Genomic DNA, 19,586 nt, shown 5'->3' with positions numbered 1-19,586 from the left:
ACCTTTAACAGTAAACAGTAAACAGTGAACAGTTATCAGTTATCACTGTTTACTGGTTTTATTACCCATTTGCCATCAACTGGCTTAAAACATAAGCCAGCGCTGCACTACCTATAGGAACTGTCAAATTATCAATACCAAGAAACGAAACTACTTCTAAGCCAGTAGCGACTAGAGCAACCGTTAAAGATATCAGCCAAGTTTGCCAAAGGTTCCCTTGTACACTCACTAAAATTGAACTACTGATAATAAAACTCACGACAGCCATTGTCAGGGAACCTTCCCAACTTTTTTGTCTCCCAAAAACATTGTATTTATTTTGACCTATTTTCTGTCCTACCAAAGCTGCTAATCCATCTCCCCACGTCATAACTAAAATTCCGAGTACAGCATAGTGAGGTTTTTGCAGTGTCCAAAACCAGGCTATGAGAACACCAATACTAACGGCATAGAAAAATGTCCCGAAACTTTTGCGTCCAACGCTATTAATACCAGGCAGAATCGGAAATTGGTAGGACAATAAGGTCACTACACTCGCTACAATCGAAGCCGTAATACCTACAATTGGGGGAATATCTAGCCACCAAGCCAACAGAATCACATTACCTGTGCCAATGTGAACTATTTTCCGTATAACTTCTGGATCTTTACTGGCGGCGCGATTCACTACCCATGCAAGAATTAGCATGAGTAACACCCAAATTGCAACGGCGGCACTTTGTACCCACACAGGAGGAATAGACTGTAAATCAAAAAATGAATTCAGCAACGATACAACAAAATGGATAAGTATAACTGTTGTTACTACTTTATTAGATCTAGGTGACAGCAATGAAATTATTATTGATTTTGCTGATTCGCTTTTACCGAATGTTTATCTCGCCGCTATTTCTCCCGACTTGTCGTTTTCAACCAACTTGTTCAATGTATGCTATTGAAGCAATTGAACGTTTTGGAGTCTGGCGCGGTAGTTGGTTGGCAATTCGGCGTATCTTGCGGTGTCATCCGTTTCATCCGGGTGGCTACGATCCAGTTCCGGAAGCCTCAAGAACATCAACAAAACAGTCATCTTGCTGTCAACATCACGAATGAGACCTTATCATAAAATACCAATAATCGAATGTGGTGAAATGTTAGTGGAGATTCCTTTAGAACTGTTCGCGGTGGAATCTCCTCATCCTTATAAAAAATTGGGTGCACCTTATGGTGAACACTCTCCTTATTTTCTTCGCGAAAGCGTTGTTGAGAACTTAATATCAGCCCAAAATTACCTCCAGCTGCTGCGTCCCCACTGGCGTCTGCAAATTTTTGATGGTTATCGTCCTGTGGCTGTGCAAAAGTTTATGGTGAATTACGCTTTTGGCGAAGCTTTGCAAATGGCGGGACTTACTACAGATGAACTATCCCCAGACAAAAGTCAAGCCATCTGGGAGGAGGTTTATAAAATTTGGGCTGAACCTAGTCTGGATGAAAAAACTCCGCCTCCTCATAGTACGGGTGCAGCTGTGGATGTGACACTAGTAGATGATACCGGGGAAATTGTAGAGATGGGTTCGCCGATAGATGAAATGTCAGAGCGATCGCATCCAGACTACTTTGCTAATTCTTCTGATCCACTCGCACAGCAATATCATGACAATCGCCAGCTATTGTGCTTAATTATGGAAAAAGCTGGATTTCAACGCAATCCAAGAGAATGGTGGCATTTTTCCCTAGGAGATCAGATGTGGGCTTGGCTGAATAATGAAGCCAATCCAAATAATCCTGTGGTAGCACGCTACGGACGCATTGTATAGATAACGCACCTACGCATCTTTAGGATTAAGCTGGATTAATTCCTCGGTTGTGTAGGTTCCCACTGGACTCCAAGCCAAGTATGGCAGAAGTAGCAACGCTGCCAATTTAGAAATCGGCAAAACAGAGAGTGTCAGCAGTACACCTAAAATCACACCAACTGATCCAAGAATTTCCCCAATTCTAAGACTCCGCCATCTAAGCATTGCTGGAATGTATGAGATGGTAATAATTTCTAGTAGAACAAATGAACCCATCAGGAGCCAAGTTATCAAACTTCCTGGATTTTTTTGCCAAACAATATTGGCAGAAGCAGCACCGCAAACAAATACAACAGTCCAGATCAACGGAATCAGCGGCTCAAAAACCAACCACCTGGGGCGAGTTAACTGTGCAAACCACTTAACATCACGAGGCGTGATGAAAAAGGTACCAACTGCGATCGCAAAAGTCACAGCCCCAATTACCATCCAAGATTGAATCATAGTTAACGCACTTTTTGATAATTTTGTCAATCTATTTAAGGCAATTGTCACAATTTGGCATCTGGGTTTAATCAACCGTAGGTTGGAATATTTCAACCAGTTATCAGTTATTAGTTATCACTGTTTACTGTTCACTGTTCACTGTTTTAAGCATCTTGAGGATTCAGTCGAACCATTGCCCAAGTGGTATATGTTCCTATTGGACTCCAAAGCAAGTAAGGAACCAGGAGTAGTGCTGCCCAACCAGAAACAGGTAAAACGGCAAGTGTTAATATAATGCCTACAATAAAACCCGCGCCGCCGAGAATCGTACCAGCTTTAAGACTGCGAAGCCGGAACATGACAGGGGTATACGCAATAGTCAGAATTTCCAGAAGTAGATACAATCCCATGCGCACCCAAGTTGGGGTGGTTCCTGGGTTCTGTTCCCAAACAATATAAGCAGACCAAGCACCGCAAATAAATATAATAGTCCAAATAACTGGAATCGCTGCTTCAAAAGTGAGCCATCTCGGTCGTTGCAGACGTTTGAACCATTTGCGATCGCCTGGAGTAATAATGTTAGCACCCAACGCTACTACAAAAGCGACTCCCCCAATCACCATCCACGATTTAATCATGACTGTTCATCCTTTGTATGGCTTTATTATCACGCCATATACTGCGATTCTGTCAGCTTAGAGGTAGATTGCCCATCATACCTGAGTCAGAATTCGCCTGTACGATCATCAGCGGTAGCCTCACGCGAAAGATTACTTTCTGCCCAAATAGTACCGCCATGCAACTTTGGCAGGTGGCGAACTATTGTCAATCCCAGCCGCTGTCTAGTATATTTCCTTTTCGTAGTGTTGCCAAAGAGTTAATCACTGGTTGGTGGGATGAGCATAAGAAGAAGTTTTCTTAAGAAAAAATAGTGGGAGCTTTATCCTTTGGAGAGAACATTGTTAGCGAAGCCAAAATGAAGCGCCATAAAGTTTGTAATTTTTGATTAAAACTTTACTTCAAAAATTCTAATTTGATTCTCATCAGGGTCAAGACAATAAAAGTAACGTCTTTCATGGTTTTTTGAAATATCTTTTACAATTTTTGCTTCTACTTTGCTCACATTATTATAAGCTTCATCGAGTGATTCAACTTCAAGGTCAATCGTGTGAGTAGTAGGTGCTTTAGTAGTCCCTGAAGAAAAGCCATGTCTTTTCTTATAATATTCTATATTAATTAATACAATACTCCCACATCTTACCAACAACTTTGATTCTTGTTCTACTTGAATCCCTAAAACTTTTTCATAGAAAAAACGAGATTTATCCAAATTGCTAACTGGAATTTCAATTCCTACATGGAGAATATTAACTTGTTGGAATTCAAAATTCTGTTCAGAGACACTAATAGATTTTAACTGAGAGTTAATTTCTGTGTTGTTTTTAGGGCGTGAAAGCTTTTTGACATATAAAGACTGACCTTCAGCAGTAGTCAGTTTCCACGATTTCGCCACAGTTGATTTAGATATAGACTGATGATTTACAGAAGCTGATATTTGGGCTTTTCTTCCATCTGGAATCAATATACTATCAGCAGGTTTTGACACTTCGATTTGTTTTACGAAAGCATCTAGATGCGTTTTCTGAATTGTGAAATTATCTGCTTGTTGAGTTTGTGAATCGCCTTGGTTTCTGGCTAAATGTTCTCCTATATCTCGGATATAGTTTGCATCTTGAACTTTTACTGCGTAATTTCCTAGCCATTCAATTCCCGCTATAGCACCAAGAATTCCACCAGTCATTGACGCAATCGTATCAGTGTCAGCACCGTGAGCGAATCCTGCTTCTAAAAGACCATAGAACGGATTTGCGGCAAAACGCGATGCCAGAAATATGGCAGCCGCAGCACTTACCGTTCCTGCTCCTTTGACACTTTTATTAAAGCATCCAAGTTTAGTAAGAACTTCTCGCTCAATCGAGAGCGCTCCTTGCTTCATTCCCTCTTGGCATAACTCAAGAAGTTGCAACATCTCCTTAATAGTGTGTTGCCAAGAATCGTCATATTGTCCATCAGTTGTTTGGAAAGCTGAATTTTTCCAACTCGGGCAAATATCATTTAAATCTGGTAAAACAGACCAATAATTAACTTCAGATAAAACTTTTTCAAGAATTGCACCGTATTGCAAAGTATTCGTCTCTCGTAATGCTACCCAAATGGCAAAACCGTAAGCAAGCCCACCCACCAAAGCTCTGGGGTGTCCGTGAGTTGTAACACCATTAGCAACAATATTTTTCGCAATGTTTTCAAAATTAGTTTCTGTCGCACCTAACAAACAATGAGGCAATATTCGCATCGCCACACCATTTCCACCAGCACCAAAATATCGCTTTTTCTCCTTATCAGGAGAAGACCAAGGCTCTATTCCTGCAAGCCATTGCTGCGCTGATCGTTTTGTTGCTCCTCCTCCACCACGTTCGTAAGAAGTCCAAATTGGTAATTCCCGCTTAGTGAAATGGTGCCACCACCGTGCGCCATAAAGTAAGCTTCTGGCAGTACAAAGAATTAGCTGCGTATCGTCACTATATTCACCAGCAAGAATAACTTCGTGATGAGGGTAGTATTGCCCCCCTGACTTCCGCACCCATTGTTGGAATCCATTATCTAAAATTTCTGCTGGAGAAGAAGTCTTTTTATCAATTCTCTTAGCTTCTGGTTCTTGAGACCATCCCAACGCATCACCAACAGCTGCGCCAAGAAATGCACCTTGTCCTTTTGTCATAAGGGAGATTGTATGTAGGTGCTGTTCATTACTAATCATAGTTCCTCCCCGACTTTCCAAGGTCTTTCATCTGGTCTTTTTCCTGAGCGAATCAAGTTGCTTAAATTGTATTTATTAAATAAATCTGGTGCTACTACGAATTTGTATTTATCTTCAGAAATACCCAGGATGTCAAGGCGTACTGCTTCGTTTTTTGCCTGCGTTTCACTTGGTACTGCAATCGCTAAAATGTCAGATATTCCAATTTGGTCAGGTATTAGTACCTCTGCTTGATCATCTGTTGGACAGCAAACTAAGTGATTAGGTGATCGCTTTCTAGTTATTCCATAGGCTCCAGGAATAGCATCAGCAAAAATAGCTTTAAACCCCTGTTCACCCTCAACAATACCTCTACCATAACCCGATGCAGCATTGCGTGGACAGAAACGAGTACCAGACATCCAAAGGTACTTAGGGTTGATAAACAGTACAACCCAATCTTTGAATAGAATATCCTTTGATTTCGCCTTATCAAAATACCAAGCATTGGGATATTGAATTGAACAACATATGTATCCTTCATGCCTATCTAGTCGCTCTAAATCGGTTTGTGTAAAAACACTGCGCTCATTTTTTTGTAAATGTTTTGTTGCCAGTATTCCCGTTTCACCTGTCAAAATATGAACGAGGTTGCGCGATGGGGTAAAATGACAAAGACGTGTTATACTGCGACGTTCAGCTTCACGCTTAATCGAATCAATCATCTTTTCACCCTCTCGTAAAGGCTGGTATCACTTGGTAAAAGACTAGTAATTTCACCGCAGTACGTTATAATCAGCCGTGTTTTAGCGCGGGTAACACCAACATACAATAATCTTCCATCTTGGGCGCTTGCATCTGGTTCACCGAAAGCTTCTACTGCTTCGGGGTCTGGTAATTTCTTATTATTACAAAATGGCAAAATAACTGCGTCGAATTCAAGACCTTTTGCTGAATGATAAGTTCCATATCTAATACCAGCCCCGGCTTGCCAAGTTGTCATCTCTCGATGCAGACGGATAGTTCCTTTTGGTAAATATTGTCCGATAAGTTTTTCATCTTGGCGATCGCGAAAAAGAATTGCCACGCTTTGCATTCTAGCTAGCGCTATAGCCTCGCTCACGACAAACAGTATTTCCTGGTCAGGAGAAGAAAATTCAACGATTGTTGGTAACGCACCGTCAGCAGGTGGTGAAACTGGTTCCACTAAATCGGGGACACCTTTAAAATAAGGCATTTTTGAGATAGCAAGTCCAAGTTTAGCAATTTGTTTGGTGTTCCGGTAATTTTGTTTAAATTCCCAAACTTGTCGGATATCAAGTCCTGCATCTCGCCAAGATATACGATGTCCATATATTTGCTGTGCTACATCTCCAAAGAACGTCAGTGAACCATCTGCAGGAATAGCCGAGGCAAGGGAGCGAATCATTTGTGGCGAAAAGTCCTGACCCTCATCAATTACGATGTGCTTATATAAACGTTTTGATGTATCTGCATCGAATTCTTCACAAACAGTAGTCGCTATATCGTCCCAGTCGTACTTTTTACCGCTTTGCTGACGCAGGTTTAGGTAAGTCTGGTAGATTTCAAAGACTAACTCCCGTTCTTCCTCCTTAAAACGCATTTCTCTATCACTAGATACATCCAAATTTTGATACTCTTCGTAAGTAGTAATACCATAGTGTGCTATCCAGCGAATTTCTTCTGAAAAAAGCTCTACAGGATAATCAAAAAGAGGATGCAAACTATACTGCCATGAAAGATTGTTTACCGCTTGCTTCACTAAAGCCTCGCGATCATCTGGAGTGAGAATCGCATAACGAGACATTTTATTGCGAAAAGCGAGATATCCCCTCGCAAAGAGATGGTAGTTCTCGATCTTCACGTTGACTAGTTTGATGTCTTGAAGGTGTTTTAGGTAAGTTACAAGCGCTTTATTAAATGTGACTAACAACGTCTTGCCGCAATGTTCAGTCCTTGGATTACCAAGAAAAGCTGATCGCAAAATAGCAAGTGTTGTTTTACCACTTCCCGCAGTTCCTAAAACAGCGAAGTGCCCCCGTGCTGGTAGATATAGCACCTCTTTTTGGCGACCAATTGGCTGAGGTAGACTCATTATCTCGTGGAAGCTTAGTTTTAATTTCTACTATAACTTTTCAGTAGCTGGCTGTATTGGGTAAAAGTTGCGATCGCCATAAAAAGTGCCCAATCAATTATTGAAGGCTAAGCTTTTTTGTTGGCTCTCCTTCATCGGTTATTTGTAAACAAAAGTAAAGCTTGAAAAAACCAAGTTTCTCAAACTGGGCAATCAGCATATTTGGTTTCACTACTCAATCAAAATAAAATTGATTGTGTGCTTAACAAGTATTTACAAAATTGTCTAAAATCTGAAAAATAAGCGAACGTACAGCACAGGTAGACGTTGAGACGCAGAACAACACAAGCAAAAAGTCAAAACTCATGCAGCGCAAAACAATACTACTTTTGTTCAGGTATTATTTAAAACTATTAATCCTGAATGATTATCAACTTATAACTCAATATATTAAGTTTTTAATAACACTTGTGTCAGCCTCTACATTAAGACTAAAACCTACTACCACAATTGTGTATCCTGAAAACAGCACTGGCTATCTTCAATGGAGGTCTAATGACTCCCAAAGTTATGCGTCAGCTTTGGTCTGTAGTGGAAACTACACAAACTAAGACGCTATTGCAGCTCGATGATGCTAGCTTGGTTCACTGGTTGGTCAAACAAATCAAAACCCAAGCTTTGCTAGATTGTCATGAAAGCGATTTTCTCAGTGACTACGTTAAATCTCGGCTAGCACTGATCCGTGATTTGGCTCAAGAACGTCAGTATTCCTAAAAGTCAAAAGTCATAACTGATGACTCATGACTCATATGACTCATAACTGATGACTCGGCAAATAACCCTCTACCAAACAGTCAGAACCAACTACCCGTATCTCTACACGTTCCAAGGATAGCGCCTCACTCATGGAGGTCAAACCTAAGTCACCCACAGGTGTAGGAGCATGAGCACCACCAACGATTTTAGGAGCAATAAAAGCAAAAACTTTTTGTACTGCTCCTTGGGCGATCGCATTAGCAGCTAAAAGACCACCGCACTCCCATAACACGCTGCAAAATCCTCGCTCGTATAAATACGCCATCACTTTATCTGGTGTGAGTGGTGTTAACTCCACCACTTCCACTCCCAGGTTCCGCAACAACTCTTGAAAATCGGGATTAGCTCCTTTTTCTGTGAAAACCAAAGTGGGAGCTTCTGCAGTTTCCCAGATACGAGCGTTTTGAGGTAAATCCAAACTGCGGCTCATCACCACCCGCAGGGGATTATGTGCTCCTTCGCGATGGCTAGTCAAATAAGGATTATCCTGTCTAATTGTGTTTCCACCAACAATCACCGCATCGCAACCAGCTCGCAATTGATGAACTTCACTGCGAGCATCCTTATTTGTCACCCAAGCACTATGACCAGTCGTCGTCGCAATTTTGCCATCTAAAGTCATGGCATATTTTAAAATACCAAAAGGTCGATGATGGAGAATGCGGTGGATAAAGCCTTCATTTAACTTTTTACAAGCTTGCTCTTCGACTCCCACCAAAACCTCTATCCCCGCAGCCCGTAGACGGGCGATACCACCACCTGCAACAAGTGGATTAGGGTCAACCGTCCCCACAACCACCTTAGCGACCCCAGCGGCTACCAATCCTTCTGAACAAGGGGGAGTACGTCCATAGTGATTGCAAGGCTCCAAGCTCACGTAAATCGTTGCTCCACCAGCATTTTCACCTGCTGCTTTCAGGGCAAAAACTTCTGCGTGCGGCTCACCAGCACGCGGATGAAACCCTTCGCCAACAATCTCGCCATCTTTGACAATCACCGCCCCAACCATTGGGTTTGGGGAAGTGCGTCCTAAAGCGCGACGGGCGAGTTCTATACACCGCCGCATCATAGCGTGGTCAAAGTCACTTCCCAGTGTTTGTTTTGGATGTGAATCATCGTGAAATCCTGACCCTGCAATCAAAGCATCTGGTTGAGCGATCATTGGTAAATTATCCATAATTCTTAGCAAGAGAGTAATAATCTTGTAGTTACAAAAGATGAATTTACTCTAGCTTGAATTATTTTGTTATAAGGATGCGTATATTCCAGAAAAATTTAGGAGTGAAGAGTCAATTAATCTGACTCCTCACTCCTCACTCCTTTGTGGGTTTAAACCCAGATTATCCACACTCCGCACTTGGTACTTTGTTAGAAGATTTCTGAATTGGTGAATTCTTCTTCACTGATTTATGACTGTTGTGCTAATTTTAGTTGCTGCCACCAGCGATTTAGGGGAAAATAAAGTACTGGTGCCCAGAGGCTACTGAGAATGGCAGAGGCAAGAGCGACTTTTTGAAAATATGCCCAGACATCTGCCGGATTGCGATCGCCCATTAAAATCAACTGCGATGCAAAAATTGTCTCTGACCATAGTGCCATACCAAAGACAATTAAGGCAATAGAAATAAAATCTTCTTGTATAAAACGCTGCTTCTGCAACAGACCAGTTAGACTTCCAACCACCGCCAAACTCAAAGCATGAGTTGGATCAGGTGATGTCATAGCATCTTGTAGTAAACCCAAAACAACACCTGCGAATGCGCCACTAAAAGCTGAGCGCTTGACACTCCAAGCTACTACCCAAATCACAGGCCAGTTTGGTCCTATTCCCAATAATTCCATACCAGGAATTCGGATTAACAGCATCAGTAAGCATAACATGACTGATCCAGTTATGATCGCCCAATCAGTGAACTGACGTAAGCGCGGGTGCCAACGAGAAAGCGCGACGATTTGAATTTTGGGTTTTCGTCTTGGCGGTTTTGGCTTCTTTTTGCTAGTGCTTTGTAATTGAGGAGTCCTCATTGTTTCATTTAGATTTTTCTGACTTTTGATTGACAGAACCGACATTTTCTGGTTTCTGAGTTTGTGGTTTAGGATATACCGCCACCCAATCCAAAGAGCGTATCGACGGGAAAAGTTCCACTTTCCCCACTGATGCGGGAAGTTTCTTTAAATCTAAAGACTTCACTCGTCCGATAGCCAATCCGGAAGGAAACTTCTGACTATAGGTAGATGTAGTAACTACGTCTCCAGGTTTTACATTTGGGACTTTTTCATAAAATTCCAGGACTCCATCAGCAGAGGAATCTCCTCGCAAAACACCCTTTGCCCCTGTGCGGCTGACTGTTACACCAACTTGACTCTTGAGATCACTAATTAACAGCACACGGCTAGTATTGGGAGTTACGCTTTCTATCAGACCCGCCAATCCACCATCAGCCTTAACGATATAACCTTCCTGAATACCTGCAAGGCTTCCACGATTGAGAGTCACTTGTTGCCACCAGTTGTCAGCACCACGCGTCATTACTCGCGCGACAATGGGGCGGGATGATGGAGGTTCTTTTTCTACGTAGCTTAATAACTGTTTTAACTTTTTATTTTGGTTTTTCAGTTCTGTGATCTGGGTTTGCAGTTCCAAAAGCTGACCACCTTTGAAACGTTCTTCTTGAGCAGGTGGTGTCTGCAACATCTGAATTGGACGGGTTATCCCTTCATATATCTCAAACATTAGAGCACCTTGAGTTTGTCGAAGCACCCAAGCACCACCAACAACTATACCTAGCAACCCTATTTGTAATCCTCTGCGCTCCCACCACCGACGTGCCGTAAACATAAGAAACCTTTTTTAGCTGTAATATAAATTAAGATATTGGATTCCCGCAACGCTATCGAACCCAATATCTAATAGCGCTTGTGTTACATATTGCGAGAACGCCCGCTGAAAATTCTTTCCATCTGCTTGAAATTTTCTAACACACGACCTGTGCCCATAACAACACAGCTTAATGGGTCAGTAGCGATGTGCGTTACTATTCCAGTCTCATGGCTGATTAAGGTATCTACTCCTTTGAGCAGCGCACCTCCACCAGCTAGCATAATTCCTCGGTCAATGATATCTGATGCCAACTCTGGCGGGATGCGTTCCAAAGTCCGCTTCACCGCTTCGATAATCACCAACAAAGGTTCCGACATACTTTCACGTACTTCTGGCCCTTTAATTGTGACAGTTCGCGGTAAACCAGAAAGCAGGTGCAAGCCTCGAACTTCCATCATGGCCTCATCATCATCATGAGTGGGATATGCTGATCCTATGCGAATTTTGATGTCTTCAGCAGTACGTTCCCCTATGACTAGGTTATGAACTTTCTTCAGATACTGCATGATGGCTTCGGTCAGTTCATCTCCAGCAATACGTACTGATTCAGAAAGCACTGTCCCTTGCAGGCTCAACACGGCAACTTCTGTTGTCCCGCCACCAATATCAATAATCATATTGCCTGTTGCTTCAGTGACAGGTAGTCCTGCCCCAATTGCTGCAGCCACTGGTTCATCAATCAAGTAAACTTCTCTTGCCCCAGCTTGAGAAGCCGCATCCATGACAGCTCTTCTTTCTACCCCTGTTACCCCACTAGGAATACCAATGACAATTCTTGGTAATACTAGAGATTTGCCCTCGTTGACTCTTTGGATAAAGCTTTTTAGCATCACTTCTGCTGTATCGAAGTCAGCGATGACACCATCACGCAAGGGGCGCACTGCAATTACATTCGCAGGTGTGCGACCGAGCATTTTTTTTGCTTCTTCTCCAACTGCTATTGGAACCTTTTCGTTTAGGTCAATCGCCACTACGGAAGGTTCTTGCAGAACAATGCCTTTACCTGATACATAAACGAGGGTGTTTGCGGTACCAAGGTCAATACCCATATCCCGCGATAAGGAAAATTTACTAAAAAGACCCACGCGTTGGCCCCCTAATTTTGATATTTTTTCAGTACTGCCACAAATGAGAATTGTGCAGGATCGTATTATGTTTTTTAACCTGAGTCCAGTAAACTAGATTATCTTTTTATATATTTTTCGTAATCTTTGACCAGTCTCAGGCTTCCATTGTTCTATATTCCTAGGCGGCATAAGTGTATCCGTATTGTTTTAGAGTTTCCACAGAGTGATTAATATCATGTGTTTGGCAACTGTAATTATTTTTTATGGAACGCAATGCTAGACAATATAGCAATTGGCTACTATGGTATTCACAATACAAATACATTTGTACTGAAAATTGCACATGAGCATAAATATCGTTACCCTCATTGGTCGTGTAGGAACTGACCCGGATATGAAGTATTTCGAGTCAGGTAGTGTCAAGTGTAAATTGACACTAGCAGTCAATCGGCGTACAAGAGACAGCGAACATACTGATTGGTTTAATCTGGAATTATGGGGAAAAACAGCGCAGGTAGCAGGTGATTACGTGCGTAAAGGCAAACAAATTGCTGTTAAGGGTTCCTTAAAATTTGATAGTTGGAGCGATCGCGCCACAGGAGCAAATCGCTCCACACCCGTTATCATCGTGGATCAGCTGCAACTGCTAGGTTCTAAACGGGATGTCGAAGATGCGGATGTAGATATGAGTCCTGATAATTTCTAATTTAGTAAAAAGTCAATCAATTTTGGATTTTGAATTTTAGATTTTAGATTAACCCTGAGCTTAGCCGAAGGATTGACCCCATATCACCGAAGACAGGGGCTTGAGATCCCAAGAAAATTTATTTTTCTCCACGACTCAAGTCAGGGGCTTGAAACCTTTTTTTTGATTTTAGATTTTAACCCTTCGGCTGAGTCCTTCGGACACGCCAAGGGCGAACGCTAAGGGTTAAAGCTGAGCGAAGCCGAAGCTTTAATCCAAAATCCAAAATCTAAAATTGTCTCGGTCAAAACAGGTGACTAATAACTAATTTGTAATGTCACCGTAGCTTCCACCTGCTGCTCACTACCGACTATAGGGGTGGAAGCATCTAATGCTGCTGCCTTACTATACTCGGCACGTAATACAGGTCTTGGTGGTGGAGGTGTGCTGGCTCCATTTATTTGAATGTTGACAACTTCTTTAGGTTGGAAACCCAAAGTACTCAAAACTGCTTGAGCTTGCTGTTGAGCATCTTGAGTGGCTTTTTTTAATGCTTGTTGTTGAGCAAGGGTTATCGCCTCATCGCTAGCAACAAAACTTATGCCGTTAATTTGAGTCGCACCAGCTTTGACCGCTTCATCTAACAGAGTACCCGCGCGTTCAGTGGGAATCCGAAAACTGACAACATTAGAAGCAGCATAGCCTGTAATCCGCTGCACTTTATTGTCGTAACTGTATACTGGGTTGAGACTAATCCCCGTGGTCTGTAATTTTTGCACATTACGGCTTTTTACTAAAGCAACCACTGCAGATGACCTGCGAGCAGCTTCTTGTTGTACCTGCTGTGCTGTTTTTCCCTGAACCTCTACTCCCAAACTGACTTGAGACAAAGTTGTAGGAATGGTCTCCATTCCACGACCATTAACACTCAAAGTACGCAACATCGTCTCTTTCTGCTGCGCCAAAACAGGTTGGGTACTACTTATATATACAAGCAACGCTAAAAATAGAAATTTCCACCGGTTCCCAGCATTTAACTGAGAACCAAATATAGCATTTGTATTCACAAAACGTTCACTCCTCTAAAAATTATTCATCTATGAAGATCTAGTAAGTTGTGAAAAATCCTGAGTGGTTAGGCTGAACCAAAAACTAACCACTCATTGCTAACAAGAAACAACACACAACTAACACTCCCTATCCATTTGGAGAACACACAAGCGGTAGTGTGTCTAAATAGGAGGTATTTTTACTTTGACACGATTACTGTCTAAAGTCTAAGCAGTTACATTTTTAGTAACTGAAAAATAGCTATTGGAATACTGTTAACTGTTAACTGCAAACAATTGAAGGAGAAAATTTATGGGATACTGGCTGCTGAAAACAGAACCAGACGAGTATTCCTACTGCTATTTAGAACGGGATAGCAATACAGTTTGGGATTAGTTAGCAATTGCGTTTGGCTCTTAAGCATCTGCGTACGATGGAAACTGGTGATTTGGTGAACCAGCACGGCGCAGGCGGTGACGACAACCTGCTGCTTTGAGGGTTTCCCAACAGCCACGCATCTGGCTCCCTAGTAGTCCACCCCTCTTGCAGACTATCTCTAGTCCCAGTATGACAGTCTCATTGGCAGCGCTTTATCGAATTAACAGGGGGCATGAATTGATTTATCAATGCTTTTTGTAGCGCCTCTATGAGTGTAGTGTTCAATGAACTTGTAAATTAGAGGGAAGGATTTTCCAGAATAATCAATGCAGTTAGATTTCACAACCTTCTCATTACCCTTATTCGCAACCGCGACAGAAACAGCAGATAGTTCACTAGTACTAGCAGCAGTGCTGCTGAGCATGGTCGTCATTTACCTTGCTAGTAAAGTTGGCGGAGAACTTTCAAACCGCTTTGGGTTACCGCCAGTGTTGGGAGAACTGGTAGCTGGTGTCGTGGTAGGTATTTCTGTCCTCCATCTATTAGTGTTTCCAGAAGGGGGCGCAGATAGTTCCAACTCTTTAATCATGACTTTCCTTCAAACCACTGGTGGTCTGAATCCAGCCGCTGCTGATGCTGTGTTTAAAACGCAGTCTGAGGTCATTTCCGTATTGTCAGAACTTGGTGTCATCATTCTGCTGTTTGAAATTGGTTTGGAATCAAACATCAAAGATTTGGTAGCTGTAGGTGTCCAAGCGAGTGTGGTAGCGGTAGTGGGTGTGGTAGTACCCTTTACTGCTGGTACGGTAGGATTAATGGCTTTTTTTGGTATTCCAGCAGTACCAGCAATTTTTGCAGGAGCAGCTTTAACTGCTACAAGTATTGGTATCACTTCTAAGGTATTGTCAGAACTTGGGCGTCTCAACTCCAAAGAAGGGCAAATTATTTTAGGTGCTGCTGTAATTGATGATGTCTTAGGAATTATCGTTTTAGCAGTGGTGGCAAGTCTTGCAAAAGAAGGTTCAGTAGATGTCGGTAAAGTCATTTATCTGATCATTAGTGCCAGTAGTTTCCTAGTGGGCGCAATTGTTCTTGGAAATGTTTTCAGTAATACCTTTGTAGCAATTGCGAAAAAGTTAAAAACTCGTGGTGGATTAGTGATACCAGCACTTATCTTTGCCTTTGTGATGGCATACTTTGCCGCTGCCATTCAATTAGAGGCAATTTTAGGTTCTTTTGCTGCTGGTTTGGTCTTAGACGAAACAGATGAGCGTGTGGAATTGCAAAAGCAAGTTCTTCCAATTGCTGATATACTGGTGCCAATTTTCTTTGTTACTGTTGGGGCAAAAACTGATTTAGGGGTTTTAAACCCAGCCATTCCCAGTAATCAGGAAGGTTTAGTCATGGCAGTTTTTCTGATAATTATTGCCATCCTAGGTAAAGTTGTCACTGGCTTCAGTGTATTTGGTCAACCTCAAATCAACCGTTTAGCAATTGGTGTGGGTATGATTCCCAGAGGTGAGGTAGGCTTAGTGTTTCTTGGTATTGGCTCTTCCATTGGTATTCTCTCGAAACCTTTGGAGGCGGCTATTATTATGATGGTCATTCTGACAACATTTATTGCACCTCCTCTTTTGCGGCTCGTATTCCCAGAACCAACAACAGCTACAGCAATACAGGAAATGCTTTTAGATAATTCTTCCGGAAAATCGTTGGTTATAGAATCACCAGATTCTCAAGACGATAAGTAAAATTCTTGAGTACAGACGCATGATTTAGAGCGTCTGTACTTAGATAACGACTGAGTTGTAAATTTGTCTAAGTAATATCTTCTTCTTTCTAATTTAAGTTGAAGTTTATACCAGCAACAAAATTTCTGATATTTCCGGGCACATTCATCCAAGGTTCGTATTATTCCTCATAGGTGTACAACGCTTCAAAGGAGCCAGCGCACCCCAAGTGGGTTAGTCAAAGCTCAAGGCGTTCTCCCCAATTTGATTGTTTTTTCTTCAGGAGGCAAGCTCAGGAGTGCTTTGCTAGCTAGCATAATTAAGGTTCCACTCTGTTACGATTCGCTTAAATTTTATCAGTCAGTTTTTTCTCTCCTCTGAAAAAAATCATCCGCACTGCTGTACGACAAGTTCATGATCTACTAAACTTCAAAATATGAATATTTTGTACTTTTGCTATTACTAATGGAAACTTTGATTCCAAAGTCTTCGTCTCCTTAAACTAAAAAAGGAGTTTGTTCTAAATGCCAGCACTCATTAGACAAGATGAGACAAGAGTGCAAAAGTTATTTTTGCACTTCTTGGGGAAAGGAGAAAGGTTAAAAGGAAAAAATTTTTAGATTTTTCCCCCTTATCCCTTACCCCTTACCTACTTCTGAAAAAAGTCTATTAGGAATGTTACTTTTGTTTTATCTTCCTTCTTGCTCACTCATCCAAAATTAGGTATTTCTTTAGCAGTTAAACAGGTGCACCGAAAAGTCAAGTTCACATCAGAAAAGACTAATACTAAATCTCCATGAAGTGGCACTTAATATTTCGTAATGATATGGTTTTACATCCTGGGGTTTTACCGTCATTTCTGATTAATTATATTAAGTGTAAGTTTATAGAGAGGTTGGTATAACATCCCAATTCTCTAAATTCATTGTCATGCTGTGGGTAAGAGCATCTGTGCAGCAGATACGCAGCACTTCGTTTCACACCCTGCCCAAAGCAGTAAAAGCGTCTACACAATGACAAGCGTATTTTTACATGTATTGGGATGCTTCCTCATAAAACAGTGGGAGTATTATCAGTCGGTGCATTGACGACTACCAAATCAGACAATATAAAAAATCTCTTTTTGATGGATGAAGTGTTTAGCTACCGACGGATACTTTTATGGAAATTGCTAAGAAGTCGGGAAGTCGTCTGGAGGGTCTCAATCAAATATCTAACAACAAAAAAATGCCATAACGGCATGAAAAGCTATTGGCAGCGTGTTAGAATTTGACGCCAATCATTCAATTTAGTATCTAAGAAGGATTAATACAGAACAATAGCTACTCCTAATGGTAAAACCTTAATAGATATTAGGTAAATAACACGCTTTGCTATCACCAAATTTGGATTATATTCAAAAATAATCACTATAACAATGTCTTGATGAAATCAAAAAATGATGCTTGTGCCACCAAAGCAATGTTGTGAGCGGTGATAGTGTGAAGATTTACCAAAACTTTGACCAACAAAAAACTCAGAAGTCAGTTATTCAGTTATCAGTGAGCCAGCGCGCATGAGGAGGGTCTCCCTCCCTAGGCGACGGGCGTTCCAGCCGTAAGGCGTGGCGTTTAGCCATAGGGTTATCAATTCACTGTTTACTGATAATTGTTCACTGTTGACTGTACTAAATTCTGCGTTTTGTGTTCTGGGTGCTTCTCCACTTCATAGACTCTCATAAATACGAATCAGGAGAAAACACTGTGAAAACCCACTGGTTACTACCTGGTACCTTTGTAACGACTAGTCTTTTGACGCTATTGTCGCCAGCTCAAGCAGCACAAAGCGCGAAATTGCAATCTTGGCGCTTTGATGCCAGTCAAAACCGATTAGAAATCAATACTCAAGGTCCAGTTCAACCCCAGGCGCAACTTGTTTTCAACCCTACGCGGTTGGTTATTGATTTGCCAGGAACTGATTTTGGGCGTCCCCAGTTGACGGAGTCAGTAGGCGGTGCGATTCGCTCTGTTCGTGTTGGTCAATTTGATCCACAAACAACTCGTATAGTTGTTGAACTGAATCCTGGTTATACCCTCGACCCCAAGCAAGTAAAATTTGAAGGGAAAAGTGCCAGTCGCTGGACAGTACAATTACCAACGCCACAAACTGAGGGAGTTGCCTCCTCACCAGCATCCCCAACCCCAAAAGCTTCACCAAGCCCAAAAAGTGAAGAAGTGGTCATCCCACCGCCAAGAAATATTTACAATGTGGTGACAGTAGATTCTGACGGTGAGAAAAAACCTGAGTTTTCTAAGGCTGTTGTCGTTGCAGAAAGCACAATTCAAGTTGAGAGTCTGCAAGTTACAGGGGACGGTTTTTTTCTGCGCACCAGTGGTGGAAATCCTCAGACTCAGATCATTCGCAGCCGCGATCGCAAAACCATCTTCGTTGACATTCCTGGTGCTACTTTGTCACCAAATTTTGGCGCTCGCGATAGATCTATAAATAGACATGGTGTCAACCGAGTTGAAATGATTCAACTGCAAAAAACACCACCAGCAGTCCGGATGACCCTGCGAGTAGACAAAGATACTCCTGATTGGCGCATAAGCACAAGCAGTTCTGATATTTCTGATGGTTTAGTCGTTCTACCAAATAATCGTTATGCGAGTGAGTCGCCCAGAAATAGTTATTCTATTACTCCACCAGATAATCCTCCCACTCCTGCTGTGGAGCCACCAAAAATCGATGCAATCTCCACAATTGAGGCTGTAGAACTGACTAGTAGTGGTACGCAACTCCTGATTAAAGCAGATCAACGTCTCTCATCTGCTAGTACTAGTTGGGATCAGTCATCTAATCAATTTCGTATCACCATTCCCAATGCTAAGTTGGCTTCTGCAGTCAAAGGTCCAAATTTCGATGCTAGTAGCCCTGTTCTGCGCGTGCGCTTGCTGCAACAAGACTCCCGTACTGTTGTTGTCTATGTCCAACCAGCATTAGGAGTGCGAATTGGGCAAGTTAACAAACTGAATGGTCAGGTTTTGTCTTTGGGATTAGAACGTCTCCCTTCTATCAAACCACCCATTGGTTTACCACCCATAAAACGACAAAACCCACAGCCTTTGGCATTACAGCCAATCAAGCCTGTAGGCCCGAAGCTTCCTGTTCGTAAGGGACGAGTCGTCGTTGTCGTTGATCCAGGACATGGCGGTAAAGACTCTGGAGCAGTTGGTATTGGTAGTATTCAAGAGAAAAATATTATTTTGCCTATTGGCAAAAGGGTGGCAGAAATTTTAGACCGAAGTGGTTACCAAGCAATACTAACCCGTGACTCAGACTATTTTGTCACTCTTCAAGGACGGGTAGACATAGCAGAGAGAACCAATGCTGATGTCTTTGTCAGTATCCATGCGAACTCAGCAGGTGATGATCGTCCTGAAGTGAGTGGTTTAGAAACATACTATTATGACAGCGGTTTAAGCCTAGCTCAGATCGTTCATAAGAGCATTCTCCGAAGTGTCAATGTGAGAGACCGTGGCGTGCGCAAAGCTAGATTCTATGTCTTAAGAAAAAATTCTATGCCAGCAATTTTGGTGGAAACAGGGTATTTAACTGGTCGTGAGGACGCTGCTAAGTTGTCCAACCGACTGTATCAAAATAAAATGGCAGAGGGGATTGCTGATGGTGTTCTTCAGTACTTAAAGCAAAAGTAAAATACTTGAAATGCCAAAGTACAAATTCGTACCGCTTTAAAACAACTACTGAGGCAGTTATCAGTGTCTGAAACTTTGATAACTGCCTCAGTAGTTTATATAGCAGGGAACGCTTAACAGGCTTTGAAGTA

Annotated in this window: 18 protein-coding genes; 7 read left to right on the top strand and 11 right to left on the bottom strand. The window is 42.0% G+C overall.

Translation table 11 applies throughout. The features are described from left to right. Positions 1–61 precede the first annotated feature (61 nt). Positions 62–769: a diacylglycerol/polyprenol kinase family protein gene (locus DP114_RS08325; protein WP_171975877.1), complete on the bottom strand. Its 708-nt coding sequence runs from the start codon at positions 767–769 to the stop codon at positions 62–64. A gap of 62 nt (positions 770–831) precedes the next feature. Here DP114_RS08325 and yidD point away from each other — a divergent pair, with 62 nt between their 5' ends. Continuing rightward, positions 832–1,092: a membrane protein insertion efficiency factor YidD gene (yidD, locus tag DP114_RS08320; RefSeq protein WP_171975876.1), complete on the top strand. Its 261-nt coding sequence runs from the start codon at positions 832–834 to the stop codon at positions 1,090–1,092. Continuing rightward, positions 1,089–1,796 (top strand): M15 family metallopeptidase, encoded by a 708-nt coding sequence (locus DP114_RS08315; RefSeq protein WP_171975875.1) that lies wholly within the window; start codon positions 1,089–1,091, stop codon positions 1,794–1,796. The genes yidD and DP114_RS08315 overlap by 4 nt, the downstream gene beginning before the upstream one ends. A gap of 9 nt (positions 1,797–1,805) precedes the next feature. Here the strand turns inward: DP114_RS08315 and DP114_RS08310 are convergent, their stop codons facing one another. Both DP114_RS08310 and DP114_RS08305 read right to left on the bottom strand, forming a co-directional pair. Beyond that, positions 1,806–2,279 carry a TspO/MBR family protein gene (locus tag DP114_RS08310; protein ID WP_171975874.1) on the bottom strand — a complete coding sequence of 158 codons (474 nt, stop codon included), beginning with the start codon at positions 2,277–2,279 and terminating at the stop codon, positions 1,806–1,808. 146 nt (positions 2,280–2,425) lie between these two features. Continuing rightward, entirely contained in the window at positions 2,426–2,899 is a 474-nt protein-coding gene (locus DP114_RS08305; RefSeq protein WP_171975873.1) for a TspO/MBR family protein, read from the bottom strand. Between the two features lie 17 nt (positions 2,900–2,916). Between DP114_RS08305 and DP114_RS08300 the strand changes: the two genes are divergently transcribed. Continuing rightward, complete coding sequence (locus DP114_RS08300; RefSeq protein WP_171975872.1) at positions 2,917–3,183, top strand: hypothetical protein; 267 nt, start codon at positions 2,917–2,919, stop codon at positions 3,181–3,183. An 84-nt stretch (positions 3,184–3,267) separates the two neighbouring features. Here DP114_RS08300 and DP114_RS08295 read toward each other — a convergent pair whose 3' ends face one another. Genes DP114_RS08295 through DP114_RS08285 form a run of 3 tightly spaced genes read right to left on the bottom strand, consistent with a single transcriptional unit; the run spans position 3,268 to position 7,174 of the window. After that, the gene (locus DP114_RS08295) at positions 3,268–5,079 is read right to left on the bottom strand and encodes an ADP-ribosylglycohydrolase family protein (protein ID WP_169266122.1); all 1,812 of its coding nucleotides are present in this window, start codon (positions 5,077–5,079) and stop codon (positions 3,268–3,270) included. Continuing rightward, positions 5,076–5,783 carry a DarT ssDNA thymidine ADP-ribosyltransferase family protein gene (locus DP114_RS08290; RefSeq protein WP_169266123.1) on the bottom strand — a complete coding sequence of 236 codons (708 nt, stop codon included), beginning with the start codon at positions 5,781–5,783 and terminating at the stop codon, positions 5,076–5,078. The genes DP114_RS08295 and DP114_RS08290 overlap by 4 nt, the downstream gene beginning before the upstream one ends. Continuing rightward, a complete protein-coding gene (locus DP114_RS08285) occupies positions 5,780–7,174 on the bottom strand; it encodes a 3'-5' exonuclease (protein ID WP_169266124.1) in 1,395 nt (464 codons plus the stop codon). Before DP114_RS08285 ends, DP114_RS08290 begins: the two co-directional genes overlap by 4 nt. A gap of 534 nt (positions 7,175–7,708) precedes the next feature. On the opposite strand from DP114_RS08285, the gene DP114_RS08280 reads away from it, so the two are divergent. Beyond that, positions 7,709–7,927: a hypothetical protein gene (locus tag DP114_RS08280; RefSeq protein WP_169266125.1), complete on the top strand. Its 219-nt coding sequence runs from the start codon at positions 7,709–7,711 to the stop codon at positions 7,925–7,927. A gap of 40 nt (positions 7,928–7,967) precedes the next feature. Here DP114_RS08280 and ribD read toward each other — a convergent pair whose 3' ends face one another. The 4 genes from ribD to DP114_RS08260 form a co-directional block, all read right to left on the bottom strand. Beyond that, a complete protein-coding gene (ribD, locus tag DP114_RS08275) occupies positions 7,968–9,146 on the bottom strand; it encodes a bifunctional diaminohydroxyphosphoribosylaminopyrimidine deaminase/5-amino-6-(5-phosphoribosylamino)uracil reductase RibD (protein WP_169266126.1) in 1,179 nt (392 codons plus the stop codon). Between the two features lie 230 nt (positions 9,147–9,376). Further along, positions 9,377–9,994: a rod shape-determining protein MreD gene (mreD, locus tag DP114_RS08270; protein ID WP_169266127.1), complete on the bottom strand. Its 618-nt coding sequence runs from the start codon at positions 9,992–9,994 to the stop codon at positions 9,377–9,379. A 4-nt stretch (positions 9,995–9,998) separates the two neighbouring features. Then, complete coding sequence (gene mreC, locus DP114_RS08265) at positions 9,999–10,808, bottom strand: rod shape-determining protein MreC (protein ID WP_169266128.1); 810 nt, start codon at positions 10,806–10,808, stop codon at positions 9,999–10,001. Between the two features lie 83 nt (positions 10,809–10,891). Further along, positions 10,892–11,899, bottom strand: a complete 1,008-nt coding sequence (locus DP114_RS08260; RefSeq protein ID WP_171975871.1) for a rod shape-determining protein — start codon at positions 11,897–11,899, stop codon at positions 10,892–10,894. A gap of 361 nt (positions 11,900–12,260) precedes the next feature. On the opposite strand from DP114_RS08260, the gene DP114_RS08255 reads away from it, so the two are divergent. Beyond that, on the top strand, positions 12,261–12,623 hold the full coding sequence (locus tag DP114_RS08255; RefSeq protein WP_169266130.1) for a single-stranded DNA-binding protein: 363 nt from the start codon (positions 12,261–12,263) through the stop codon (positions 12,621–12,623). Positions 12,624–12,919: 296 nt separating this feature from the next. Here the strand turns inward: DP114_RS08255 and DP114_RS08250 are convergent, their stop codons facing one another. Continuing rightward, positions 12,920–13,669 (bottom strand): SIMPL domain-containing protein, encoded by a 750-nt coding sequence (locus DP114_RS08250; protein WP_169266131.1) that lies wholly within the window; start codon positions 13,667–13,669, stop codon positions 12,920–12,922. A 687-nt stretch (positions 13,670–14,356) separates the two neighbouring features. Between DP114_RS08250 and DP114_RS08240 the strand changes: the two genes are divergently transcribed. Further along, entirely contained in the window at positions 14,357–15,781 is a 1,425-nt protein-coding gene (locus DP114_RS08240) for a cation:proton antiporter (protein ID WP_169266132.1), read from the top strand. 1,721 nt (positions 15,782–17,502) lie between these two features. After that, positions 17,503–19,455 (top strand): N-acetylmuramoyl-L-alanine amidase, encoded by a 1,953-nt coding sequence (locus DP114_RS08235; protein ID WP_171975870.1) that lies wholly within the window; start codon positions 17,503–17,505, stop codon positions 19,453–19,455. Positions 19,456–19,586: the final 131 nt, after the last annotated feature.

The organism is Brasilonema sennae CENA114 (assembly GCF_006968745.1).
Taxonomy (GTDB): Bacteria; Cyanobacteriota; Cyanobacteriia; order Cyanobacteriales; family Nostocaceae; genus Brasilonema; species Brasilonema sennae.
Note: the sequence above shows the minus strand (reverse complement) of the source record. Positions and strands in the feature narration are given on the sequence as shown.

Bases quoted from the DNA above. Each gene is read 5' to 3' on its own strand.
- yidD (WP_171975876.1), top strand. From the start codon at position 832: ATGAAATTATTATTGATTTTGCTGATTCGCTTTTACCGAATGTTTATC.
- DP114_RS08315 (WP_171975875.1), top strand. From the start codon at position 1,089: ATGAGACCTTATCATAAAATACCAATAATCGAATGTGGTGAAATGTTA.
- DP114_RS08310 (WP_171975874.1), bottom strand. From the start codon at position 2,279: ATGATTCAATCTTGGATGGTAATTGGGGCTGTGACTTTTGCGATCGCA.
- DP114_RS08305 (WP_171975873.1), bottom strand. From the start codon at position 2,899: ATGATTAAATCGTGGATGGTGATTGGGGGAGTCGCTTTTGTAGTAGCG.
- DP114_RS08300 (WP_171975872.1), top strand. From the start codon at position 2,917: ATGGCTTTATTATCACGCCATATACTGCGATTCTGTCAGCTTAGAGGT.
- DP114_RS08295 (WP_169266122.1), bottom strand. From the start codon at position 5,079: ATGATTAGTAATGAACAGCACCTACATACAATCTCCCTTATGACAAAA.
- DP114_RS08290 (WP_169266123.1), bottom strand. From the start codon at position 5,783: ATGATTGATTCGATTAAGCGTGAAGCTGAACGTCGCAGTATAACACGT.
- DP114_RS08285 (WP_169266124.1), bottom strand. From the start codon at position 7,174: ATGAGTCTACCTCAGCCAATTGGTCGCCAAAAAGAGGTGCTATATCTA.
- DP114_RS08280 (WP_169266125.1), top strand. From the start codon at position 7,709: ATGACTCCCAAAGTTATGCGTCAGCTTTGGTCTGTAGTGGAAACTACA.
- ribD (WP_169266126.1), bottom strand. From the start codon at position 9,146: ATGGATAATTTACCAATGATCGCTCAACCAGATGCTTTGATTGCAGGG.
- mreD (WP_169266127.1), bottom strand. From the start codon at position 9,994: ATGAGGACTCCTCAATTACAAAGCACTAGCAAAAAGAAGCCAAAACCG.
- mreC (WP_169266128.1), bottom strand. From the start codon at position 10,808: ATGTTTACGGCACGTCGGTGGTGGGAGCGCAGAGGATTACAAATAGGG.
- DP114_RS08260 (WP_171975871.1), bottom strand. From the start codon at position 11,899: ATGGGTATTGACCTTGGTACCGCAAACACCCTCGTTTATGTATCAGGT.
- DP114_RS08255 (WP_169266130.1), top strand. From the start codon at position 12,261: ATGAGCATAAATATCGTTACCCTCATTGGTCGTGTAGGAACTGACCCG.
- DP114_RS08240 (WP_169266132.1), top strand. From the start codon at position 14,357: ATGCAGTTAGATTTCACAACCTTCTCATTACCCTTATTCGCAACCGCG.